Raw genomic sequence first — 21,655 nt, 5'->3', positions numbered from 1 at the left:
GATGGCACAGATCAGGGTCGAAGCGCTCAACAAATCCTTTGGAGAGTTTCACGCAGTCAAGGGCGCGAGCTTTACGGTGGATGACGGACAGTTCCTTTGTCTGCTTGGGCCGTCCGGCTGCGGCAAAACGACAACGCTACGGATGATTGCAGGACTGGAATTGCCGACATCCGGCACGATCAGGCTCGACGGTGAGGACGTGACGATGAACCGTGCCTCCGCGCGAGATATCGCCTTCGTCTTCCAGCTGTTTGCGCTCTATCCGCACATGAATGTCCGGCGCAATATCGGCTTTCCGCTTAAATGCGAGGGCATCGGAGCCGCGGAGTGCGACCGGCGCGTGGTGGAGGCCGCTCGGATCCTGCGTATCTCCCACCTCGTTGATCGGTCGGTTTCGACCCTCACCGGCGGCGACCGTCAGCGCGTCGCGCTTGGGCGGGCGATCGTCCGCAAGCCGAAGTGCTTCCTGATGGACGAGCCGCTCGGAGCGCTCGATACCGAGATGCGCGAGGCGATGATCCAGGAATTGCGCGCGCTGCATGACCGGCTTGGCGCGACCACCGTTTACGTCACGCATGATCAACTGGAGGCCATGGCAATGGCGGACCTGATTGCGGTGATGAACAACGGCGTGGTCGAGCAGATTGCGAGTCCGCGCGACATTTATGACCGGCCTGTTTCGCTCTTCGTCGCGGACTTCATCGGTTCTCCAGCGATGAATTTCCTGCCGTTTCGCGGCAGCCTGCAAGCCGGGGCGCAGGCGATCCGGCTCGGGGATCGCGACGTTGCGATACCCACCGCACGCGAGGCTCTGGTGGAGAGCGACCTTGTCCTGGGCGTCAGACCCGAGCATGTGCGTTTTTCCGATAGCGGCATGGTGCGGGGCGAGATCTATGGGTCGGAATATCTCGGCACGACGCAGATCGTGACGGTGACGACGCCTTACGGCGCTCTCAAGGCCCGCTCGCCCGCCAGCATGCCCTTTCGGATTGGGATGAATGTCGGGCTCGATTTTCGGCCCGATACGTTGTCGCTCTTCGACCAGGGGTCGGGACGGGCAATACGCACCGCATTGCACGAGGGAGGCAAGCATGGCTGAAGTCGAGATCGGGGCGGTCTCCAAGGCGTTTGGCAAGACGCAAGCCGTCGTCGATCTGTCCCTCACCATTGGAGATGGCGAATTCGTTGCGTTGCTGGGGCCGACCGGCGCCGGCAAGACAACCACGCTGCGTCTCGTTGCCGGATTAGAGGCGCCCGACAGCGGCTCGGTCCGCATCGACGGACGCGATGTGACCAGTGATGCGCCGGCGGATCGTGACGTCGCCTTCGTATTCCAGCAATATTCGTTGTACCCGCATCTGACCGTGTTCGAGAACATGGCCTTTGCGCTACGCGCGCCGACTCGGCGCCTGTCGGATGCCGAAATTCGCGCAAAGGTCGAACAGGTTGCGCGTCTTCTCCATATCGAGGCCAAGCTACACAGCAAGGCGACCCAGCTATCGGGCGGGCAGATGCAGCGCGTTGCAATTGGCCGCGCTCTGGTGCGCTCGCCCTCGATCTACCTGATGGACGAGCCGCTTTCTTCGCTCGATGCCAAGCTGCGCGGTGAAATGCGCCTGGAGCTTAAGCGGATCCAGATCGATCTCGGCGCGACGATCCTCTACGTCACCCACGATCAAACCGAGGCTATGACCATGGCATCGCGCATCGGCGTGATGGAGGCCGGGCGGCTGATGCAGATCGGCACGCCGCGCGAGATTTACGAGAACCCGGTCAACGCCTATGTCGCTGCCCGGCTCGGCCAGCCGATGATCAACCTGCTGCCGGCAACTCTATTTGCCGGCGTTCCGCCCGGCGTTAAGACGATTGGCGCTCGTACCGAGCACCTGGCGATCGCACGCAGCGGCGGGGACGTGTCGGCCACCGTCACGCGGGTCGAACATCTCGGCGACCAGAGCCATGTCCATCTCGATCTCGGCGGCCAACCTGTCGTGACGTTGGCGGACCCTGAGGCGAGGTTAGACGTTGGCGACGTCGTGTCGCTACGCCTTAACAGGCCGCTGTTCTTCGATGCGGCCGGCGGGAGGGTCGCGGCATGAGTCTCGATCGAACCTCTAGGGAGAATCTGGTGCGGGCGCTTGCGGAATCGGTGATCCAGCACGCCGACGAACTGACCAGCCTCGACCAGGCGATCGGTGACGGCGATCATGGGCTGAACATGAAACGCGGCTTCGAGGCCGTGCTCGCGACGTTGCCCGGCCTTGCGGACAAGTCTCTGCCAGAAATGCTGAAGTCGATCGGAATGACGCTGGTCATGAAGGTCGGCGGGGCTTCTGGGCCGCTGGTTGGCACCTTCTTCATGGAGTTGGGCAAGGCGCTTCCAGAGCAGCCAACACGCGCGGAGTTTGTCGCGGCTACGGATATGGCAATCAATGCCGTAAAGGCGCGCGGACGCTCGGAGGCAGGACAGAAAACCTTGCTGGATGTCCTGGTGCCCGTGCAAGCGGTATTGGCTGCAGGCGGCGACGCGCGGGCGATTGCGTTAGAAGCGGTGCAGGCGGCAGATCGCACGACGCCGATGCTCGCTATTCGCGGCAGGGCTTCTTTTCTCGGCGAACGCTCCATTGGTCACATGGACCCCGGTTCGCGCTCAACGTCCCTGTTGATCGGGGCTGCAGTCAAAGTATTGGAATTCGAGGCAAGGTCATGAACAATCCAAATGGCGGCAATGTCGGAATCGTTATCGTTTCACATTCGCCCAAGATAGCGGAAGGCGCGGCAGATATGGTGCGCCAGATGGTGGGCAATGCGGTGCCGCTCGCCTGGACCGGCGGCGATGTCGATGGAGGGCTCGGCACGAATGTTGCTGGAATCCTGGAGGCGATCGAGGCGGCGTGGTCCGCAGCAGGTGTGGCTGTGCTCGTTGATCTCGGTGGAGCGGAGACAAATTCCGAGATGGCGGTGGAAATGTTGGCTGAAGATCGAAGGGCGCGCGTCGTCGTCTGCAATGCTCCGGTGGTCGAAGGAGCGGTGATTGCAGCGACGGAATCCTCGGGTGGCTCATCGCTCGCAGCCGTCAAGCGTAGCGCGGAGGAATTCTATGCATGATGCCCACGCCAGCCGGGCAGGTGAGACGTCGGTGCCGCTGACCGCCTCGGCGGTTCTCGTCAACAAGGTCGGACTTCATGCGCGGCCGTCGGTCAAGCTCACGCAGTGTGCGAAGAGGTTTGCCGCAAAGATCGAACTCGCCCTCTCTGGAGACGGGCCTTGGACGGATGCCAAGAGTCCGGTGAAGGTGATGCGTGTGAAGGCCCCACAAGGGGCGACGCTGCATTTCCGGGTCGCCGGACCGGACGGAGAGGTGGCGCTTGCTGCCATGCTTGCACTTGTGCATGACGGTTTTGGTGAGGCTTAACGGCAGTGGCAGAGATCCAGCTTATCGGCCGTGCCGCATCGCCTGGCCTCGCGTTCGGGCCGGTCGCCGTGCTGACTGCGGCCGTGGCCGGGCGAATGGCGAGCGAGGATCCGGAGCAGGAGGCTGCAGCGCTGCGGGCGGCGATTGGGGGGGCGAGGGCGCAACTCGCCGAGCAGATCAAGACGATTCAGAGTGAGGCGGCAGACATTCTGGAGTTCCAGGCCGCCATGTTGGAAGACGATGCACTAACAGATACGGCATATGAACTTATCGCGATCGGGATCGCTGCCGACCATGCCTGGCGCCGGGCGCTCGACCTAGAGATCGCCGGCTATCGCGCGGCTGAAGATGAATATTTCCGTGCCCGGGCCGTTGATATCGTTGACATCCGCGATCGCGTGCTTGCGCATCTGGGCGGTGTGGACGTTGTCGCCGGAATCGCGGGCGGTTCGATTGTTGCGGCTGAAGATATCACGCCTTCGACCTTTCTTGCGACTGACTGGTCGCAAGGCGGCGCGATCGCGCTGGCCAGTGGCTCACCTTCCTCGCATGTCGCGATGTTGGCGCGTGCGCGCGGGGCGCCGATGGTCGTTGGATTAGGTCCGTTGTCGTGGCATGGACAGCCACCAGTCTTGGCGCTGGTAGACGGCGACGCCGGAAGGGTCATCTTCGATCCGGAGCCGGAGACCATCCGTCTCTTTGAGCTGCGTATGGCGGCTGCGAAGGCCGAACTGGCTGTCGTCGAGGCGACCAGCCTTGCGCCTGCCTTCGTCGCCAATGGTCGGCGGATAGCGGTTCTGCTCAATGTCGCCGGGCCTGAAGACCTTGCAAACCTTGATTCCGCAATTTGCGACGGCATCGGCCTTGTACGCACGGAATTCCTGTTCGAGGCGGCCCACGGTCTGCCGGACGAGGAAACGCAATACAGGGTCTATCGAGACATTCTCGTCTGGGCCCAAGATAAGCCGGTGACGATCCGGACCTTGGATGCAGGCGGAGACAAGCAGGTTCCCGGTTTGACGGTCGAAGGTGAGAGCAATCCGTTTCTCGGCCTCCGCGGTATCCGCCTCTCGCTCGCGCGGCCGGAGGTGTTTCGCATGCAGCTCCGCGCGCTCTGCCGTGCGGCTGTCCATGGCACGCTGAAAGTGATGTTGCCCATGGTTGCGGTCCCGTCGGAATTGGACCGCGCGAACGAAATACTTGACGCGGAGTTCACTGCCCTCCAAGCGAAAGGAGTTGCCTGTGCTCGCCCGCCGCTCGGCATTATGGTCGAGGTTCCAGCGGCGGCGCTCTGTGCAGCGGATTTTGGCGCTGCATTCTATTCCATCGGTTCGAACGATCTCACCCAGTACACCATGGCGGCGGCGCGCGACATCGGCGCAGTCGCTGACCTCAATGATACCAGCAATCCGGCTGTGCTGGCACTGATAGCCGCGACCGTCGAGGCCGGGCTAAAGCGTGGCGTCGAGGTTTCGCTCTGTGGCGACGCCGCGGCCAACACTCACCTCACGGCGGCGCTGCTCGCGACCGGATTGACAACTCTCTCTGTGTCGCCGATTGCCGTCGCACGGCTCAAGGCCGCAATCGCAAAGGTGAGTTCATGAAGGACGATGTCGGCAAGGACACGCCCGGTGACAAGAATGTCGCAGAATACAAAATAATCCTGCGAAAGGTACTCGACAATCGGCCCTCGGGGACGCGCCTGAAGCTTGCGGCGGCGCTGGGCAAGAATCGTTCATTCGTGAGTCAAATCACGAATCCGGCTTATCTGGTGCCGATCCCGGCGAAGCATGTCGCGGTCATCTTCGACGTCTGCCATCTGTCCAGCGCCGAGCGTGCGGCATTTCTCGATGCGTATGGCCGCGCGCACCCCGGAAGACTGCGCGCACCCCACCGCGAAGCGCGCACGCGTGTCATTGCGGTGACCGTTCCTGAACTTGGTGACGACAAGAAGAATCGTGCGCTCGAGCAGCTCATCGTGGATTTAGCCGCGCAGCTCGCGCGCTTTGCGGAAAGCGTCGGTTAGCCATTGAATCGAACTTTAGACCGGACTGGGAGAACGCTCATGAAAAAGCTGATCAACAGCGCCGATACTGTACTCGAAGAAAGTCTTGACGGCCTCGCCGCAGCGCACGCCGATATCCTGCTTCTCGGCGCCGAGCGCAAATTTGTGCGCCGTCGCACGTTGAAACCAGGCAAGGTCGCGCTGATTTCGGGAGGCGGCTCGGGACATGAGCCGCTGCATGCGGGCTTTGTCGGCCTGGGCATGCTCGACGCGGCTTGTCCTGGCCAGGTCTTCACCTCGCCGACGCCAGATCAGATGATCGAGGCTGCGGAGGCCGTCGACACCGGCGCAGGTGTGCTGTTCATCGTCAAAAACTACGAAGGCGATGTGATGAATTTCACCATGGCAGCCGAGATGGCCGGCCGAGAAGTCGCAAGCGTGGTGACGAACGACGACGTGGCGGTCGAAAAGTCGACCTACACGACCGGTCGTCGCGGTGTCGCTGGAACGTTGATCGTGGAAAAAATGGTCGGCGCCGCTGCCGAGACCGGAATGCCGCTTGCCGCGCTCAAGGCGCTCGGCGATGAAGTCAACCGGCGTACGCGCTCGATGGGGGTAGCTCTATTGCCATGCACTGTGCCGGCCGCCGGACGGCCAAATTTCACGTTGGCCGACGATGAAATGGAAATGGGCGTCGGCATTCATGGCGAGCCTGGCCGGCGCAGGGTACCGTTGGCTTCCGCCGATGCGATCGCCGCCGAGGTGCTCGACGCGATCCTGAAGGATCTTGCGCCGAGCAAGGGCAGTGAAGTGCTGCTTCTCATTAACGGATTTGGTGCGACGCCTCTGATCGAACTCTATCTGATGGTCAATGCCGCAAAGCGGACTCTGGATCGCGCGGGGATCACGGTGACGCGCTTCCTGACCGGTTCCTACGTCACATCTCTCGACATGGCCGGTGTCTCGATCACCGTATCGGTGCTCGATCGCAAAGCCACGACATTATGGGATGCCCCGGTGCAGACCGCAGCTCTGCGTTGGGGCGTCTGATTTCCGCGCGCGGCTCATGTTTTGCTGATATCGCAAATCTGCGTCGTGTGGGGAGAGGCGTTAGCGGTCTCCTGACTCGCACCCTGACGCCTCATCTTGTCGGTTCTCGCGAGCCGGTCCGCCCGTGCCGGGTGCGCCTCCCGTTGTGCCCGGAGCGCCGTCATCCGCTATCCGTAGCGGCTTGCCTGTCCCGCGCGACCGGGCGCATCCTCTCTCTCATGGGCAGCAATCGTTCGAGTAGAGGAGCACAACGATGAGTGACCTTGTCGTAATTGCATTTCCAACCGAGGCGAAGGCGGAGGAAGTTCGTCAAAAATTGCTGGCCATGCAGAAGGAGTATTTGATCGAACTCGGCGATGCCGTGATCGCGGTGAAAGACAGCAACGGAAACATCAAACTAAATCAACTGATCAATACCACGGCTGCTGGTGCGGCTACTGGCGCCTTCTGGGGCACGCTGATTGGCCTGATCTTTTTGATGCCGCTTGCTGGTGCTGCCCTTGGCGTCGCGTCCGGCACACTCAGCGGATATTTAACGGATGTCGGCATCAACGACAAATGGATGAAAGAGACCGCTGCCGCCGTTCAACCCGGAACCGCAGCGCTCTTCGTACTGGTGCGCAAAGTCACGGCAGACAAGGTTCTTGAGAGGCTAAAAGGCGAAGGCGGCACGGTGCTAAAGACTTCTCTCGACCACACTAAGGAAGCCGCCTTGCAAGCGGCGCTGGCGGAGGTCAAAGCGGCGGTACCGGCGGCTTCGCCTCCTGATTTGCCGGGCGCTTGAAACGATGGCGACCGCCTGCCGACGACCGCTCAAGGCATTACCGCAGCCCTCTCTGGCCCAGTGACGCCGCGCCGGGTGCGGTCATTGGTGCAGTTCCGGGTCCTTTGTGAGGGCCAGAGGCAAGTGCCGGGACCGCGCGACCGCGCCGTATGAATATATTTGCAATTCATCATACCGCGTTAAATTTAGTGCGATCCGTTCACGTGCCTGAGCCCGAGGCACAGCGTTGACCTAGATCAAACCATTGATGGCGGTGACGTTCTTCTGAACGGAGAGGGCCGCCGGGTGAGTGTCCGGCTGGGCTTGTTCTTTAATTCCCAGGATTTTGATCTATTTCGCCAAATGCGTGAGGGATGCAGATGTCGGACAATCCCATCGACGTGATCGAAGCCGCCATTCGCTCCGCCTTCACCAGTTACCCAAAGGAAGACGACCCGGATTGGAGAAGTCCGCACTGGATCAAGTCTGAAGAGTGCACGCACTTGGCACAGGGCATACTGCTGGAATTGCACGCAAACGGATTTGAAATCGTGAAGAGGCAGACCTGATAGATCGGCGGCGGGCCCGCGCAATTGGTCATTTGAGGTGACCAGATCTCGCGACGTGACACAGGCTCGACCCAGGCGGCCAAGGCGCGCCGCTCGACCGGCACCTTGCGGGCGTTACCATTCTTGCCCGTGCGCTTCCCAACTGCGGCAGATGTCGCAGTTGATTTCTTTCGCTCGAACCTTCGTTGCGGCATCGCCTCTGCGCCAGTGCCGCCGGCCGCACCGCCTCGACCGCCTCGATCACGCCAGAGGCGCGTGGGAAAGGGAGGGAGAGCTTAAATGGAGCGGGCTGATGGCAAGAGCGGTCAGACGCGAACCAACGATGCCCCTATTTGCTTTCCGGGGTCCCTCGGAGACCAGGGCCAAACGGGGGTGATCGATTGTCGCACTTGCGCCACATCGCGCGCCGCCTTTGTGTACGGGACCGCATAAAATTAAACCAGGAATGCGCGATGGCAAAAATCCTCGTTGGCGTTGTTGCGATGCACCGAACAACGTACGCTCGGCGAGCGGCTCAGGCTGTATGTCGAAGAGAACTTCCATAATGCTTGAAGAAGTTATCGAGCTTCACTGGTTCGCCGGTATCTCGCCAGAACAGTCTTTTACCGAGGCTGGCCGCCACTGCGAGGCGGTGGTGGCCGCCGATTAAAGTATGGTCATCGGATGCTGTTGCGATGATCTCGCCGTCTTCGTCCACGATTTTCATGTGCTGCCTCCAATCCAGCGTGCGGCCAGGCCGCCGCGATGGTGCGCAATCTATCTAACCTTATGCGGGCTCTGGGCGTTCCAACCCATGAAGATCACGGCTTCCGTATTCGACATGCGCCACATCGCCGCCCTTTGTGTACCAACTGGCAAGGCCCGATTGCGGAGGGCGCGCGCCAGCACTCGACGGTCCCGGACCTGGAAGCCGCCCGGCGATGACAAATGGGCAAATTGTTTGTTGTGGATCAATTCCAAGGTGCCCAGACAGTCGTACGCTGCGCCGAAAACGAGGGAGGTTCCACATGGCATCAATCTTCTCGACGCCCCATCCAGAAAAATGCCCTCAATGTGGTTCTGGGTTGGTCCATCTAGAGTGGCGCGAGCGCGTCAATGCCCAAGAAATCCATGACCTTTGGCGCTGCTTTAACTGCAAAAGCGAGTTTGTCACCGCCGCCACTCCTGATGAGAGAGAACCCTCGGTCGTCGAGATAACCAAGCCCTTCTTTACGAGCCTAATAGTCTAATCGACTGGCGTGGCTCGCGCTTTACTTGACGCCTTGACCGCCGACGCGCGCCGTTCGGCGGAGATCGTGCGGCGTGAAGCGCTTGAGACCCAATAAATCACAGAGCCGGGGCGTCTTGCTCTTGTCCTTGTTCCGGCACCAAACGCCACTCTTTGCGACGATTGGGCAAATAGGTCCTTGCCGTTACCTACTGTGAGCTTCGTCAGGCAGGATGCGAACGAGCAAGCGCATCCGGTCCTCCACTGGCCCAGGAAACAGGCTAAGGTCGCAGCCCCCATCAAGGGTCAAAAGGACAAGCTCGATGACCGCAATCAAGTTCTTGGCGACTGGATTGATCGCGATCACCGTCCTTACAACGACCGCCGTGGCTCGCGAGAAATTCGCAGCCGGGCCAACGCGCATCACGGTGTACGGCAAGCCCTGTCATATATTCAATACCGGCCCCGGCGGCTGCTGGATTGTCTGGGAGGGCATTCCAATATGGTTCGGTCCGTCGGTCCGGGGCGTGCCCGGCCGCATTTGCGACAATGGCGACAATCCGAGGATATGTTGAGATGCGGACGATAGGAGGTGCGCAGCGGTATCCGAGGCAATCGCTGCGCGGTTCGGCCCTCGGCGGCGTCGGTCAGCGCGGTGGCGGCGAGAAGTACGCGCGGGTGCTTGTGCTCGCGTTTCGGCACCGTCTCGCTGAAGTGCCGGATCGCATCGCGCAACGTGATGAGCTCGGTGCCGCTGGGCAGCACGATCTGAGCGTCAAAGCGGCGTAAGCAACCATCGGATTCAGCCATGCTGACGCCAGTCCGACGGTATCCGTTCGCCGCAATCAAAGCGCGCGTATTTCTCGCGAGTCCACGCCTCATGAACGCGCGAGGCCCGGAAATTGGCCTCTGTGCTTTTGGGCAGGATATTCGCTCCATGCCACCTCGAACGCCGCGCGGGAGCCGCCTCGAACGACGGCGCCGAGCCTTTGCAGTGCTCGCCGGGCTTCGAGCCGGGATAGAAGCCGCACTGCCATTGCCAAACCTCGGACGAGTCTGGGGTTTCCGACGGCTTTCGTGATGTCGTCAAAGTGGATGTGCCAGCAATCGCTGCGGTGCGGATCGCGCCGGCGGGTGAGGACGGGCATAGGCGCATTTGAGCGGGGCCGGCAAGGTGCGGCGACCCAGATTGGCCGCGCCCGCTACTGGTCGAGCGGCCCCTTCCAATCTGTAAAGTCGTATACGGCCCACCATCGATGCAGTGTCTGCCCGCACGCTTTGCAATCGAACCGCCCGCTTGCCACGACCGGCCGCCTTATTTGGATAGCGCTGTGAAGCGTCCCGCAAAACAAGCAACTAAAAAAGACGCGCATTGGTCATCGATCCCCGGTCGAAGTGCACCCCGTGCGTTGGGCCAACTGGGTCGCCACAGTAAAAAGGGCAGTTTGTATCTTGGCAGTTCAGGCCGAATATTTGTGAGTTCGCGCCAACGAGGGTCCTCGGTCGCGATGCGGCGCGGTGGGCCCAGGGTGCAGTGAGTGCACATAATTCACAAAGGACAAAAGGCCCGGCTGGGCCGGGCCCCATTGCACGCCACTCGCGTCGGTGACTTGTGAGTTCAGAGGCCAAAGGACCAACCGATTGCGAGACGCTGGCTCACTGGCGAATCAGTACCGTAATTTGTCGACACAATTGAGGCCAACGACGGTCGTCCCCGAGCATCTCAAGCTCGGCACTATGCGGCAGTCACGGCCATGGCAGCGATCCTCACGGCCTATCCCTTCGGCGGCTGCAATTCCCCAGCAAACCACCTAGCGACCTCGGGCGACGTGATCGGATCGGCTTCCTCGCAATGCAAGCATGTCGGCCGGAGTGGGCCCTTGCCATCCGGTCGCGCTATCAGGACCAGCGGCTTGCCGCAACGCGCACAATTTAAGGTTTTGGATATCCCGTCCATCGCCTCATTATGGCGCGTGGAACCGGAGAGTCCAGATATTGATGGCGATCTCCGCGACTGACACGCACACAAATTCGCGAATGCCTCATCAGGCTACCGCATCGTCCAGCCACAGTTCGAGCAGCGCGCGATCTGCGTCGCATCCCCTCGGCCGCCAAGAGCACCTGGGCGCGCGCAGGCGCGGCATGCACCTGCGGCAGGCCGGTGCCGGCGAGCGGCGGCACGGTTTTCGGCAACGAATACTTTCCTGACCTCTCGGCGAGCAGGAAGTCGATCCGTGTCCGAACCGCAAACGAGGAAATTGAACTTTGTCTGATACTACAATTTAGCGAGTTTACCTTTAGCTAGAGTGTACGCGAATGGCGGAGCCTAAGCCGACCTCGCCGAAAGAAAGCTGCCACAAAATGAAGACTGCTTCGGACTCATACTCCTGCAGGAGGTGATTTTGGCAACTACACTTGGGGATGTCCTCTACAGGTTTTTCTGGGCGGTAGCGCAAGCATGGATGACGCTTATTGCGGCTGGCTTCGCCTGGGATCGAATCAACATCTATCTAGCAATGGTTGGCCTGGGCCTAGCGGCGGCGTCTTGGCTGATCGGGTACGCGCTTCGATACGTTCTCACGGGCGGAGATGATGTCATGTCGAAATTGAAGAGAGACAGTTGAATAAAGGCCACTTCGGTTGGTAGCTTCTGGACGTCGCCTGTTGGCGGCCCTTAGAACGAGCTGACACCGGCCTCAAACGGCAAAGCGACGCGGATCACTCCATCCGGAACGGCCTCGAAGCCGCTTCTGCGCCGAAAAAGGCCGACTTGGAATGATCACATCAGGTTCACGCGCCTGAAGCTTTACTGGGCCATTGCCGAGGTGTTGCTCTTGCGAAGTCTGTCGAGGTCCTCATCAACCGCCAGAGCCATCGGCGTATTCCGCGGCGTCATCCGGTACGTCTGCAAAGAGGGTGCGGCCGCGACCAAAGCTGGCCACGCCGCCTCCGCGTCGGCGGCATGGCCGGTACGAATAAGCGACGATAGCCAGACCGCCTTGCAGACACCTATCGCAGGTGTTCGATCCATACATTCGCGGGCGAAACGCAGCGCATCCTCGTAATCCTGCACGGAATAGCGCAGCCTTGCCCCGTAGAGCGCGTAGTGTGCTGGGCGTACCGGGTTCCAGGAGATCGCCTTCTCGAAGGCTTCAATCGCTGCCTGGGTTCGGCCGGCATAATGCAATGCACCGGCAAGGACGACCCAGTTGTCCGGATCGCCAGGGCCGAGCTCGATCGCCCGCTCGGCCGCGCTCACCGCTGACTCAGGGTCCTGACCTGCGTCGGTTACTAAGGACAGCACTCGCCACGAACTGGCACGCAGCGGGTCCAGCGCAATCGCGCGCCTGACGTCAGCGATCGCCTGCGGCAAGTCCTGACGACCGAGCCCAGGATCGTGATGGCCAAAAATCAGCATCTTCTTCACCAGTCCGAGTCCCGTCCACGCGGGCGCGTAGTTCGGATCAAGGCGGACCGCCAGTTCGAGTTCCTGCCGCGCTTGGCGGAGGCTCTCGGAACTTGGTGCCATGGTCAGCGCAAGCGTGCGCAGCACGCGCGCATGCACATCAAGCGAGGCCGGCGCGCGGCTCCGTAACGCCGCCCGGTCCGACTCGCGCACGGTTGCACCAAGCGAGGCGCTGATCCGAGAGATCAACGTTTCAGTAACGTCGGGCAGGTCCTGCGCAGTGGGCTCGAACCGGCCGCTCCAGACGATGCGGTTGTTGCCGGAATCGATCAATTGCACGTGGAGCTGCAGCCGGTCGCCGCGTCTCTCCGCGCTGCCATCCACAAGGTAGCGAGCGCGGGTCATCGCAGCGATCCGCGCCGGCGACAGGTTCTTGCCGCTAAGTTCGGCTGTGGCGAGGGTTGAGACGATGTGCAGGTCGGGGTTGCGCGCAAGTTCGGAGGCAATCATGTAGGCTAATCCGTTGCCGTCCGGACTGCCTTCCTGAGAGGTGTTAAGTACGCGCAGGGGTAGAACTGCAACATCGGCCACCATCCTGTTGTGTACCTTGGGGGGCCCGGAGCCGGCGCCGGGCAGTAGAAGTTGCCAGACCGCCACGATCGCGACTGCCACCATCGCAAGGGCGGCGCCCAGGCGATAGAATCTTCGCACATCTCGCGGCGCCGTGTCGGCCGCGTCAACGATCAGAAGGTAACCACGTCGTGGCATCGTTCGCACGACTTGCTGCCGGCTGTCACCGAGCGCGCGCCGGATCTCGACCACGCATTGCACGAGCGAGTCGTCGGTGACCGAAACGCCCGGCCACACTCGCGCACCGAGATCGAGTTTTGTAACCAGCTCTCCGGGACGGCGCCCCAATTCAAGCAACACTGCCAGAGCCTGAGGCCGCAGCTCAACGGCCTGGCCGTGCCGGTCAAATAACTGCGCCTGATCCAAATTGAGCGTGTATCCGTTCAGCCGCAGGCAGGTCATGCGCACACCTCCCGCCATTGATCTTAGCGGACCGGGAAGTGCGTCTCAAGGCAGCGGCAGAGCCCGATTTCGTCCTTTATCGTGCCTTTTCGTACGGTTTTCCCGCAGATCTGCACTACGTTGACAACCGGAGAGCCGCTGCCCTGAGCCCGCGGTAACCGAATAACGCGACACCGAGAAAGCTGCACCGCGCTCACAGGGCGCAGAGTGTGTCCAGTGCCAGACGGTGGTCTCTTTCTTCTCGCGAGATTGCAAATGCGGAAGAGATTTTCGATAGCCATCACAGCGGGAAGGGCGCATTGCGGCGGAGTCGGCCGTCATTCGCGCGCGCGCCGGGGCAGCCGTTACTTCATTGTGTCGATACTGTGCGCGGCCTGCATCGTTCAGTTCGCAACCAATCCAGCGCGGGCTCAATGCACGGCTCGCGATGTCTTGCAAAACCAGCTGAAGCTCAAGACGCGCCCCGCCGAAGTGTCCCAGCAACTCATTCAGTCCGGCCGCGATGTGGCGACATGGAAGACCATTACCATTGGTACCTTCGCTGATCCGCTTGGACTGCGCAATAAGCTGGACGGCATGGGCTGCGGTATCGGGGGGCAGGCCGCTGAAATACTTGCTCGACCGACATTCATCCTTGGCTCTCGCAAGACAGACGTGGAGCTTGTCCTCGTATCGCCAGCCCAGCTTGGATTCACGTCCGATACTGTGACCTTGGCTGATGTTTACGCGCGTGCTCGACAGCTCGGCTTCGAACTCGCGGCAGCCGAAGTCGGCCCGCAATTGCGCATCCAATATCTTGACCAGCCTATCGGTGAATTTCTCATCATCGGAATGGAGCCAATCAAGACGTGGAGTGGCGAGCCGATTGTTCTGAATGTAGCAAATGGCGGCGCCGGATTGATCCTCATCGGCCAGGACGGCAGAGCCGCCTCCGAAATACACGTGACATCTCGGTTCGTCTTCGCGCGCTCGCATCAATCCGCACCCGGCACTGGACCGATCGATCAGGCAGCGGCGTTTCTGCCACCATGATGAGGAACCAGCGCGGGGCTACCATGCTTCATCGTGTCTCCATCGCAGCGGCATTGATCGCTGGAGTGATCGCCGGAGGTGAAGTCGCCAACACGGCCGCCCTCAATTCGGGGTACCGAGTGGTTGCCGGCAGCGAGCATCCATCGGTCGATGTCGAACTCGTTCTTGCTGTCGATGTCTCCTATTCAATGGATCCTGGCGAGCTTTTGCTTCAGCGCGAGGGTTACGCGGAGGCCATCGTTTCCAACGAATTTCTCCAGGCGCTCAAGGCCGGGCCGAACCGAAGGTTGGCCCTGGTCTATGTCGAATGGTCTGGACCGAACGATCAGAAAATCATCGTGCCGTGGAGATTGATCGACAGCCGCGAATCTGCAGCTGCGGTGGCGGCGGAAATCGCGAAAGCGCCGGTTCGCACGGGCTCACGCACCTCGATCTCCGGCGCGATAAATTTCGCCTTGCCGCTGTTCGATGTGGATCCGTATCGTGGACTGCGGCGTGTGATCGACGTTTCCGGCGATGGCGTGAACAACGACGGAAGCCCAGTTACCATCGCACGTGATGCGGCGCTGGCAAGGGGCATTACCATCAACGGACTGCCGATCATGCTCGAAGGAAGGCTTCCGTCGCAAATGGACATCGACGACCTCGATCTCTATTACGAGGATTGTGTGATTGGCGGGTCAGGCTCGTTTATGGTGACGATCAGAAGCCGTGACGGGTTCAAGGAGGCGATCCGAATAAAGCTCGTGCTCGAGGTTGCCGGCGGCGTGCCCAGGGACCGGATCGTTTCGGTGACCGAAAGGGAGCCGCGAGTATCCTGCCTCATTGGTGAGGCAATATGGGCGAAGCGAAGCCGGTGGTGAGCGCTTCGGTACCTTTTGGAAGGCGCACAGTTCGATCCGCGTTGAACGAGCGTAGTACGTCTGCTCACGGCCCTCAGCCGACACAATTGGCGTTATGGCTGACTTCCGCTTTACCGGAGATGTCCGACTTCATCATCAAATGCGGAAACCGCTTCCGTCGACCGGAAAGGCAAGGATCGTGGATGCTGTCGCCTCCCACTCATCAGCAGGCGAGCTTGCCTGACACCCTCGCGGGCTGTGCACGAACGAAAAGAGCACGTATCCGGTGTGGTCGTCGCGCTGGGGGTAGCGAAGCTCGCTCCGTGCTGTTGTATCGGCGCGGCAGCTTCGGGCCTGGTGACCCGGAACGGACCTCGTCAAGCGAACGCGGCCGTTGCAGACGATCTGCACAGCGCGTACCGTCGCCGATGCCGATACAAGGAGCCCCAATGACTGATCGAGACAAGATTCTGATTGCCCTTGGCGAAAAGCCTCTGAAGGTTTTCGAAATCATGAAGCGCGTGAACATAAAGCATGAGGACGATTGCCAATCGCTCTTGTTGAAGATGCGTGACGACGGCGCCGTGAAGTTCGATATTCACAAGGGATATTGGCACGCTGTCTGACAATTTTCGATTGATCACCAGCGGCTGGTAGAGTTGCTTGCAAGTTTCCTTAGCGAAGAGAAGACTAGCCGCGTTCAACGACACTCTGAGTCAATGTGGCGCCAGTTTCGACTGAGGCATGGCGCGTGGAACATCACCGACGTCGTCAAGATCGGGCGCCTGGCCGTAGCCCATGCGTTTCATCTGTTCGTGGACCTGTGCCATTTCGGTCTCGCTGAGGCGCGGAGGTTCGCCGATCGCCAGCGCGTGGACATACATCTTCGCCAGGGTCTCCACCTCCACGGCAAGCCAAAGCGCCTTTTCAAATGTCTGCGCCGTTACGATCAAGCCATGATGGCCGAGCAAGCAGGCATTTCGTCCTTCGAGCGCATCGACGGCATAATCCGACAGCGCTTGTGTGCCGAAGCAGGCATAAGGCGAACAACGGATATCGTTGCCACCGGCTACTGCGACCATGTAGTGGAAGCAGGGAATGCCACGCTCGTGCACGGCGAGAATGGTGCTGAAGGTGGAATGCGTATGAAGCACGACGTTTATGTCGGCCCGCGCTCGCAGAATATCGCGATGAAAACGCCATTCTGAAGAAGGGCGATGGTTGCCCTGGTAATTCGCGGCAAAATCCATCGCGACGACGTCTTCTGGCCGCATGCGCTCGTAGGGCAAGCTTGTCGGTGTGATTAGCATGCCGTTTGGAATCCGGTGCGAAAGATTGCCGGAAGTCCCTTGGTTGAGACCGTTTCGGTTCATCTCCTTGCAGGTATCGACGATGCCCTGGCGGAGATCGGCATGATTGCGGTCTGTCATGATGGGTGCTCCGAAAAAGAAATCCAGGATTGATAGGCGGCGGAAAGGGTGCGTTTGCACTCATCCTCGCCGAGCGGCGTGACAGCTTCAAGCACCACGCTCGAAACCGGAATCGTACGCGAAAATCTCCGCCACAGCAGCGCCGCGCCGAGCGCCGTTCCATCCCGAGATTGGCTCACCGAGACGCTCTGCGATGGCCGCAACGCGGCCAGAGCGCGCGCGAAGGGCAGGTTGGCGGCGAAGCCACCGTCGATGACGATGTGTTTCGAGCTGCCAAGCGCATCTAGACAGCGGTTTGCGCTGAATGCGGCGTAGAGGACTGCCAACCCCTGCCATTCGGCTGGCGTCTCGGGCCGCGGTCCGATAATGCGTCCGCGGTGAGCTGCACCGGGGAACAGTCCATCATCCCCAACGAAGGAGGGGAGTGCCAGGGTTCCAAGGGCCAGTAGACTCGGCAATGCGGTGAGGACGGCTGCATCAGAAGCGTCGTGGTCTCTGCTGATCAAGTCGTATTCGCGGCCTGTCGCGATCAGCGTAGAGGGTACGTTCTCACCGTCGACATCGATATTGAGCACCATGCCGCGTGTGGCGTCGAGCTCGTCTAGCGCGAGGCCGCGCTGAAAGCCGATCATCCAGGTGCCTGTTGATAGGATCGAGGTATCGGCCATGCCGGCGGCCTTGTAGCGGAACAGGTTGGCGTTGGAATCATGCACGCCGCAGAGGATTTCGGTCGAGCGCGCCAGGCCGGTACGCTTGGCTACGGCCTCCGAAACCCTCCCTAGCACCGCACCGGCGGATGCCCGCTCCGGCAGAAGACGGTCCCAGCCGCGCTTGCGCATCAGGGAGGAAGGCTGATGGTGGAAAAGGTCCCAGATATGGCTCTGAGCCGCGAGCTGTGAAATTTCACTTGCAGCACACCCGCCGAGCCGCAAGGCGAAATACTGCGCAGTCGTAAGATAGGTTTTCGCGCGGGCGAATTCGGCGGGATATGCGCTTTCCTGCCAGAGCAATTGCTTGCCGAGCCGCATCGCGCCGCTGATACCGCAAAACACTTCATCATAGGCAGGCGCAATCCGGGCGTAGGCCTGGTCGATCTCAGGCGGCGAGACCGCATCATAGTCCATCATCGGCAGCACTGGCTCGTCACCTTCGACAAGAACGGCGCCACACCCATGCGCGGTCGCGATCACCGCGCCGATGGTGTGGCGTTGCGTCACCACGGCCAAAGTGTCGAGGAACCACTCTTCCAGCCCGGCAAGATCATAGGCGAGGTATGGTCCTGCCGTGGTCGGCACATTCGGGATCGAAAGTGTTTCGAGCGGCCAGCCGTCCTCACTCGCGACCAGCAGTTTCAGATTCGTCTTGCCAATGTCGAGAACCGCGATCCGGGGAGAGGCTTCCGATCTTGTCATCGTTGTCTACCGGGGCGCTTTGCCGCCCAGATGAGGAACCGCAGCAACGGCAATCAGGATGCCACCCCAGATCGCCAGAGTGAGGAACTGGCTGAGATTGAGAAGGTTGAACGCCGAGGAGATCACCTGAAGGATTATCAGCGCAAGCAGCAATCCGCCGACTTTGCCAAAGCCGCCAAATGGATCGACGCCACCGAGCACTGCTGCAAGAATGGTGACGAGCAGATAGCTCTCGCCATATGCCGCGTTGGCTGAATTGAAACGTGCCAGCATGACGACCGCTGCGACACTGGCGAGCAGGCTCGAGAGGACATATAGCTTGAGCAGGACGGCGCGGGTATCGACGCCGGAGTAGCGGGTTGCCTTCTCGTTCGAGCCGATCATGTAAACCCTTGCCCCGAAGGGCGTTGCGTTTAGCATGAGCGCGACCGGCAACGCACAGAGCGCCAGCACGATCAGGGCAAAAGGCACCCCGAGAACCGTTCCATTGCCGATGAAAACAATGGGCTCCGGAAATCCGGAGATGACATTGCCGCGCGTCAGGCCGATCGCGAGTCCCTTGCAGAGTGTCATGGTGCCGAGGGTTGCGAGGATCGGCGAAACGCCGAGATAGGCGATGACAAATCCGTTGACAAGGCCGACCAGTGCCGCGACGGCAAACCCTGCCGCAATCGCCAGCACCTGTACGCCGGCCCAGGCAATGCCCTGAGTGCCCGGAATGTAGTGCGTCAGCAGGAAGGCAATGGTCAGTCCGGAGAGATTAGCGGTGGCGATGATGGAAAGGTTGAGGCCGCCAGATAGCAAGGCCAGCATCATCGCAAGCGAAAGGATGCCGAGCTCCGGCATCTGGAAGGCCATCGATTGCAGCGTGTTGACGGAGAAAAACCGGTCGCCGATGGTAATGGCGAACACCAACCAGAGCGCGACCAACAACAGCATCAGGGTTGCGATCGTCCCGCTGCCGGCAAAACGGATCAGGCGTCCGCGAAGGGCGAGGGTGGACTCATTTCTCATGGCCGCGCGCTCCGGGTCCGCCGTTCTCGCTGCGACCAGGCTGTTGCCGAGACCGAGATCAGAATGACCAACCCGACAAAAAATGGCGACCAGTAGGACGAAACGCCCAGCAAAATGATTCCATTCTGCAGGATGGCGAGCAGTGCCAACCCCAGAAACGTGCCGAGAACGGTGCCGACGCCGCCCATCAGGCTGGCGCCGCCGAGCACGACGGCCGCAACCACATCGAGCTCCTTGCCCACCAGCACCGTCGGAGCGACGGACTGTGCAAGCTGCGCCTGGACCAGTGAGGCGATGCCGGCCATGACCCCCATGTAGCAATAGACCAGCATGTTGAGGCCGAAGACATGGAAGCCGAGTCGCTGCGCGGCATCGGTATTGCCCCCCATGGCGTAGATTTGACGACCGATATTGCTACGATTGAGCAGGAGCCAGGTGAAGAGAAATGAGAACCCGAGCGCGAGGATCTGCAGGTTGACGCCGTAGGACGTATCCTTGCCCCAATCGAACTCGAACCAGAATATCCCGGTCGCGAACCAGTCGGGTAACGAATAGATATATTTACCGCCCGTGAAGAAAATCAGCAGCCCATAGAAAATGTTCAACGTTGCGACGGACACGATGATTGATGGTATCCGAAGCTTCTGGATGAAGATCGCGTTGAGGGCGCCGAGCGCACCGCCAATGCCGATCGCGATCGCAAAAACGCAGATCCAGTTCGCGCCGTATGCGTTCGCCACCGTAAGCGTGACATATTGCGCCACCGATGCCGTCGCCGTGAAGGAGATGTCGATTCCGCCGGCGATCAGCACCACGAGCAGCCCGAGGGCGAGGATGCCTACGAATGCGTAGGAGGTCAGCAGGTCGAACAGATTCTGCATGGTCAGGAACTGGCCGTTCGCCGCGCCCAGGCTGGCGCAGAGCACGAGGATCACGATCAACAGCCAGAACTCATGGCTGCGCCGAAACCTGCCAAATGAAGCAAACCGCGATTCAGGCATTGACTGCCTGCCGAAGCGCATCTTCGGAGGTGTCTGCGGCCATCACGTCAGTAGTCAAACGCCCTTCGCGCATCACCAGCACGCGATGGCTGTGATAAAGCACCTCGGGGATTTCGTCTGATATCATCAGCACTGCGACGCCCTCGCGGGCCAGCCGCCGGATGATCTCATAAATCCCATCCTTAGCGCGGATGTCGACACCGACCGTTGGGCTATCAAGGATAAGCACTCGTGGGTTGGTCGCCATCCATTTGGCGAGCACGATCCGCTGCTGATTGCCGCCGGAGAGCGTCTTGACCGGGTTGTTGGGATCAGAGACCTTGATTCCGAGTTCGGCGACCCATCGCGCAACATGGCTTTGCCGCGCGCGTGCGCCAATCAGGCCGAACGCGCCGGCGAGACGTTCCAACACAGTCAGCGTGACGTTCGACGTGATCGACTGGTCAAGGATGAGGCCAAGCGTAAGCCTGTCCTCAGATACGTAGGCGATGCCTCGACGGATCGCGTCTGCATTCGTGTTCAACGCGATGCGGTGGCCGTCAAGCGCCATGGTGCCTCGATCGGGTGGGTTCATGCCGAACAGCGACAGTGCGAGCTCGGTTCGGCCCGATCCAAGCAATCCGGTAAGGCCCACGACTTCTCCGGCGCGCAATTGCAAGCTCACATCGTCGTAGTCACCATCGCGGCCAAGGCCCTGGACTTCGAGAACAACCGCACCCACGGCAAGGTCGGGCACCTGTTTCTGATACTCGAAAGCCTTCCCGGTCATCAGGTGACTGAGTTTGCTGCCGTCGATGGTCGCTGCGGCAAAGGTGCCTACCTTGGCGCCGTCCCGCAACACCGTCACGCGTTCGGCAATCTCAAGCACCTCGTCGAGGCGATGGCTCACGAATACGACGCAGATACCGCTTCTTTTCAGGTCGCTGACGAGCTTAATCAAGGTGTTGACCTCGTGGCGGGTCAGCGACGCCGTCGGCTCATCCATGATGAGAAGTTTGGCATCCGCCGCCAGGGCCCGGCAGATCGCGACCAGCTGGCGTCCGGCAATGCTGAGTTCGGAGACTTTTGTTTCTGGATCGACCTCAACGCCGACCTTCGCCATTGTGGCCATGGCGATGGCCCGCATAGAGGACCAGTTCACCGTGTGGACGCCGCCAAGATGGTGCGCCATGGCGATGTTCTCGACGACGGTGAGGTTGGAGAATAGCGATAGATCCTGATAGATGACCTGAATGCCGCAATGGGTGGAGTAGACCGGGCTTAGTTTTGGGTACTCCTTGCCGGAAATGACGATCCGGCCTCCTGGTTCCGGCGCCTCGACGCCGGAAATGATCTTGATCAGCGTCGACTTGCCGGATCCGTTTTCGCCGACAAGGCAATGCACCTCTCCGACCTCCAGCGTCAGATCGACGTCGCGAAGCGCATGCACGCCGCCGAAACGCTTTGATATGCCGGACATCTCCAGGAAAGTCGTCAA

Annotated in this window: 22 protein-coding genes; 15 read left to right on the top strand and 7 right to left on the bottom strand. The window is 60.7% G+C overall.

Annotated elements, in window-relative coordinates; genetic code table 11:
• Position 1 precedes the first annotated feature (1 nt).
• From AB7535_RS29680 to AB7535_RS29635, 10 genes are all read left to right on the top strand, one after another.
• Entirely contained in the window at positions 2–1,099 is a 1,098-nt protein-coding gene (locus AB7535_RS29680) for an ABC transporter ATP-binding protein (RefSeq protein WP_166102945.1), read from the top strand.
• The gene (locus AB7535_RS29675) at positions 1,092–2,099 is read left to right on the top strand and encodes an ABC transporter ATP-binding protein (protein ID WP_166102941.1); all 1,008 of its coding nucleotides are present in this window, start codon (positions 1,092–1,094) and stop codon (positions 2,097–2,099) included. The genes AB7535_RS29680 and AB7535_RS29675 overlap by 8 nt, the downstream gene beginning before the upstream one ends.
• A complete protein-coding gene (gene dhaL, locus AB7535_RS29670) occupies positions 2,096–2,710 on the top strand; it encodes a dihydroxyacetone kinase subunit DhaL (RefSeq protein WP_063981217.1) in 615 nt (204 codons plus the stop codon). The genes AB7535_RS29675 and dhaL overlap by 4 nt, the downstream gene beginning before the upstream one ends.
• Entirely contained in the window at positions 2,707–3,108 is a 402-nt protein-coding gene (dhaM, locus tag AB7535_RS29665; protein WP_028150082.1) for a dihydroxyacetone kinase phosphoryl donor subunit DhaM, read from the top strand. Before dhaL ends, dhaM begins: the two co-directional genes overlap by 4 nt.
• Positions 3,101–3,415, top strand: a complete 315-nt coding sequence (locus AB7535_RS29660; RefSeq protein ID WP_028150081.1) for an HPr family phosphocarrier protein — start codon at positions 3,101–3,103, stop codon at positions 3,413–3,415. The genes dhaM and AB7535_RS29660 overlap by 8 nt, the downstream gene beginning before the upstream one ends.
• A gap of 5 nt (positions 3,416–3,420) precedes the next feature.
• A complete protein-coding gene (gene ptsP, locus AB7535_RS29655; RefSeq protein WP_166102936.1) occupies positions 3,421–5,019 on the top strand; it encodes a phosphoenolpyruvate--protein phosphotransferase in 1,599 nt (532 codons plus the stop codon).
• Positions 5,016–5,441, top strand: a complete 426-nt coding sequence (locus tag AB7535_RS29650; RefSeq protein WP_166102933.1) for a hypothetical protein — start codon at positions 5,016–5,018, stop codon at positions 5,439–5,441. The genes ptsP and AB7535_RS29650 overlap by 4 nt, the downstream gene beginning before the upstream one ends.
• A gap of 39 nt (positions 5,442–5,480) precedes the next feature.
• The gene (dhaK, locus tag AB7535_RS29645) at positions 5,481–6,470 is read left to right on the top strand and encodes a dihydroxyacetone kinase subunit DhaK (protein WP_028150078.1); all 990 of its coding nucleotides are present in this window, start codon (positions 5,481–5,483) and stop codon (positions 6,468–6,470) included.
• 253 nt (positions 6,471–6,723) lie between these two features.
• Positions 6,724–7,254, top strand: coding sequence for a DUF1269 domain-containing protein (locus tag AB7535_RS29640; protein ID WP_028150077.1), 531 nt, complete (start codon positions 6,724–6,726; stop codon positions 7,252–7,254).
• Between the two features lie 359 nt (positions 7,255–7,613).
• Positions 7,614–7,802 (top strand): hypothetical protein, encoded by a 189-nt coding sequence (locus AB7535_RS29635; protein WP_223153873.1) that lies wholly within the window; start codon positions 7,614–7,616, stop codon positions 7,800–7,802.
• 514 nt (positions 7,803–8,316) lie between these two features.
• On the opposite strand, the gene AB7535_RS29630 is transcribed toward AB7535_RS29635, so the two are convergent.
• The gene (locus tag AB7535_RS29630) at positions 8,317–8,508 is read right to left on the bottom strand and encodes a hypothetical protein (protein ID WP_028150075.1); all 192 of its coding nucleotides are present in this window, start codon (positions 8,506–8,508) and stop codon (positions 8,317–8,319) included.
• Positions 8,509–9,332: 824 nt separating this feature from the next.
• On the opposite strand from AB7535_RS29630, the gene AB7535_RS29625 reads away from it, so the two are divergent.
• Both AB7535_RS29625 and AB7535_RS29620 read left to right on the top strand, forming a co-directional pair.
• Complete coding sequence (locus tag AB7535_RS29625; protein WP_166344232.1) at positions 9,333–9,584, top strand: hypothetical protein; 252 nt, start codon at positions 9,333–9,335, stop codon at positions 9,582–9,584.
• Between the two features lies 1 nt (position 9,585).
• On the top strand, positions 9,586–9,798 hold the full coding sequence (locus AB7535_RS29620; RefSeq protein ID WP_135215646.1) for a hypothetical protein: 213 nt from the start codon (positions 9,586–9,588) through the stop codon (positions 9,796–9,798).
• 2,017 nt (positions 9,799–11,815) lie between these two features.
• Here AB7535_RS29620 and AB7535_RS29615 read toward each other — a convergent pair.
• Positions 11,816–13,447 carry a winged helix-turn-helix domain-containing tetratricopeptide repeat protein gene (locus tag AB7535_RS29615; RefSeq protein WP_354113112.1) on the bottom strand — a complete coding sequence of 544 codons (1,632 nt, stop codon included), beginning with the start codon at positions 13,445–13,447 and terminating at the stop codon, positions 11,816–11,818.
• 255 nt (positions 13,448–13,702) lie between these two features.
• Here AB7535_RS29615 and AB7535_RS29610 point away from each other — a divergent pair, with 255 nt between their 5' ends.
• The 3 genes from AB7535_RS29610 to AB7535_RS29600 all read left to right on the top strand — a co-directional run bounded on the left by AB7535_RS29610 (position 13,703) and on the right by AB7535_RS29600 (position 15,947).
• Positions 13,703–14,479 (top strand): hypothetical protein, encoded by a 777-nt coding sequence (locus AB7535_RS29610; protein WP_231143395.1) that lies wholly within the window; start codon positions 13,703–13,705, stop codon positions 14,477–14,479.
• A 23-nt stretch (positions 14,480–14,502) separates the two neighbouring features.
• On the top strand, positions 14,503–15,342 hold the full coding sequence (locus AB7535_RS29605; RefSeq protein ID WP_231143394.1) for a DUF1194 domain-containing protein: 840 nt from the start codon (positions 14,503–14,505) through the stop codon (positions 15,340–15,342).
• A gap of 428 nt (positions 15,343–15,770) precedes the next feature.
• Positions 15,771–15,947 (top strand): hypothetical protein, encoded by a 177-nt coding sequence (locus tag AB7535_RS29600; protein WP_167768162.1) that lies wholly within the window; start codon positions 15,771–15,773, stop codon positions 15,945–15,947.
• Between the two features lie 90 nt (positions 15,948–16,037).
• Here AB7535_RS29600 and AB7535_RS29595 read toward each other — a convergent pair whose 3' ends face one another.
• From AB7535_RS29595 to AB7535_RS29575, 5 genes are read right to left on the bottom strand one after another with little or no spacing between them, the layout of a single operon-like run.
• Positions 16,038–16,751: a class II aldolase/adducin family protein gene (locus AB7535_RS29595; protein WP_231143393.1), complete on the bottom strand. Its 714-nt coding sequence runs from the start codon at positions 16,749–16,751 to the stop codon at positions 16,038–16,040.
• Entirely contained in the window at positions 16,748–18,163 is a 1,416-nt protein-coding gene (locus AB7535_RS29590) for an FGGY-family carbohydrate kinase (protein ID WP_231143392.1), read from the bottom strand. The genes AB7535_RS29595 and AB7535_RS29590 overlap by 4 nt, the downstream gene beginning before the upstream one ends.
• Before the next feature lie 6 nt (positions 18,164–18,169).
• Positions 18,170–19,177, bottom strand: a complete 1,008-nt coding sequence (locus AB7535_RS29585) for an ABC transporter permease (RefSeq protein ID WP_341850536.1) — start codon at positions 19,175–19,177, stop codon at positions 18,170–18,172.
• On the bottom strand, positions 19,174–20,178 hold the full coding sequence (locus AB7535_RS29580) for an ABC transporter permease (RefSeq protein WP_028150069.1): 1,005 nt from the start codon (positions 20,176–20,178) through the stop codon (positions 19,174–19,176). The genes AB7535_RS29585 and AB7535_RS29580 overlap by 4 nt, the downstream gene beginning before the upstream one ends.
• Positions 20,171–21,655 (bottom strand): sugar ABC transporter ATP-binding protein, encoded by a 1,485-nt coding sequence (locus AB7535_RS29575; RefSeq protein WP_231143390.1) that lies wholly within the window; start codon positions 21,653–21,655, stop codon positions 20,171–20,173. Before AB7535_RS29575 ends, AB7535_RS29580 begins: the two co-directional genes overlap by 8 nt.

Origin of the sequence: Bradyrhizobium sp. 956_D2_N1_4 (assembly GCF_052076025.1) — a bacterium.
GTDB lineage: Bacteria > Pseudomonadota > Alphaproteobacteria > Rhizobiales > Xanthobacteraceae > Bradyrhizobium > Bradyrhizobium barranii.
This window is presented reverse-complemented; position numbering and strand designations above follow the sequence as displayed.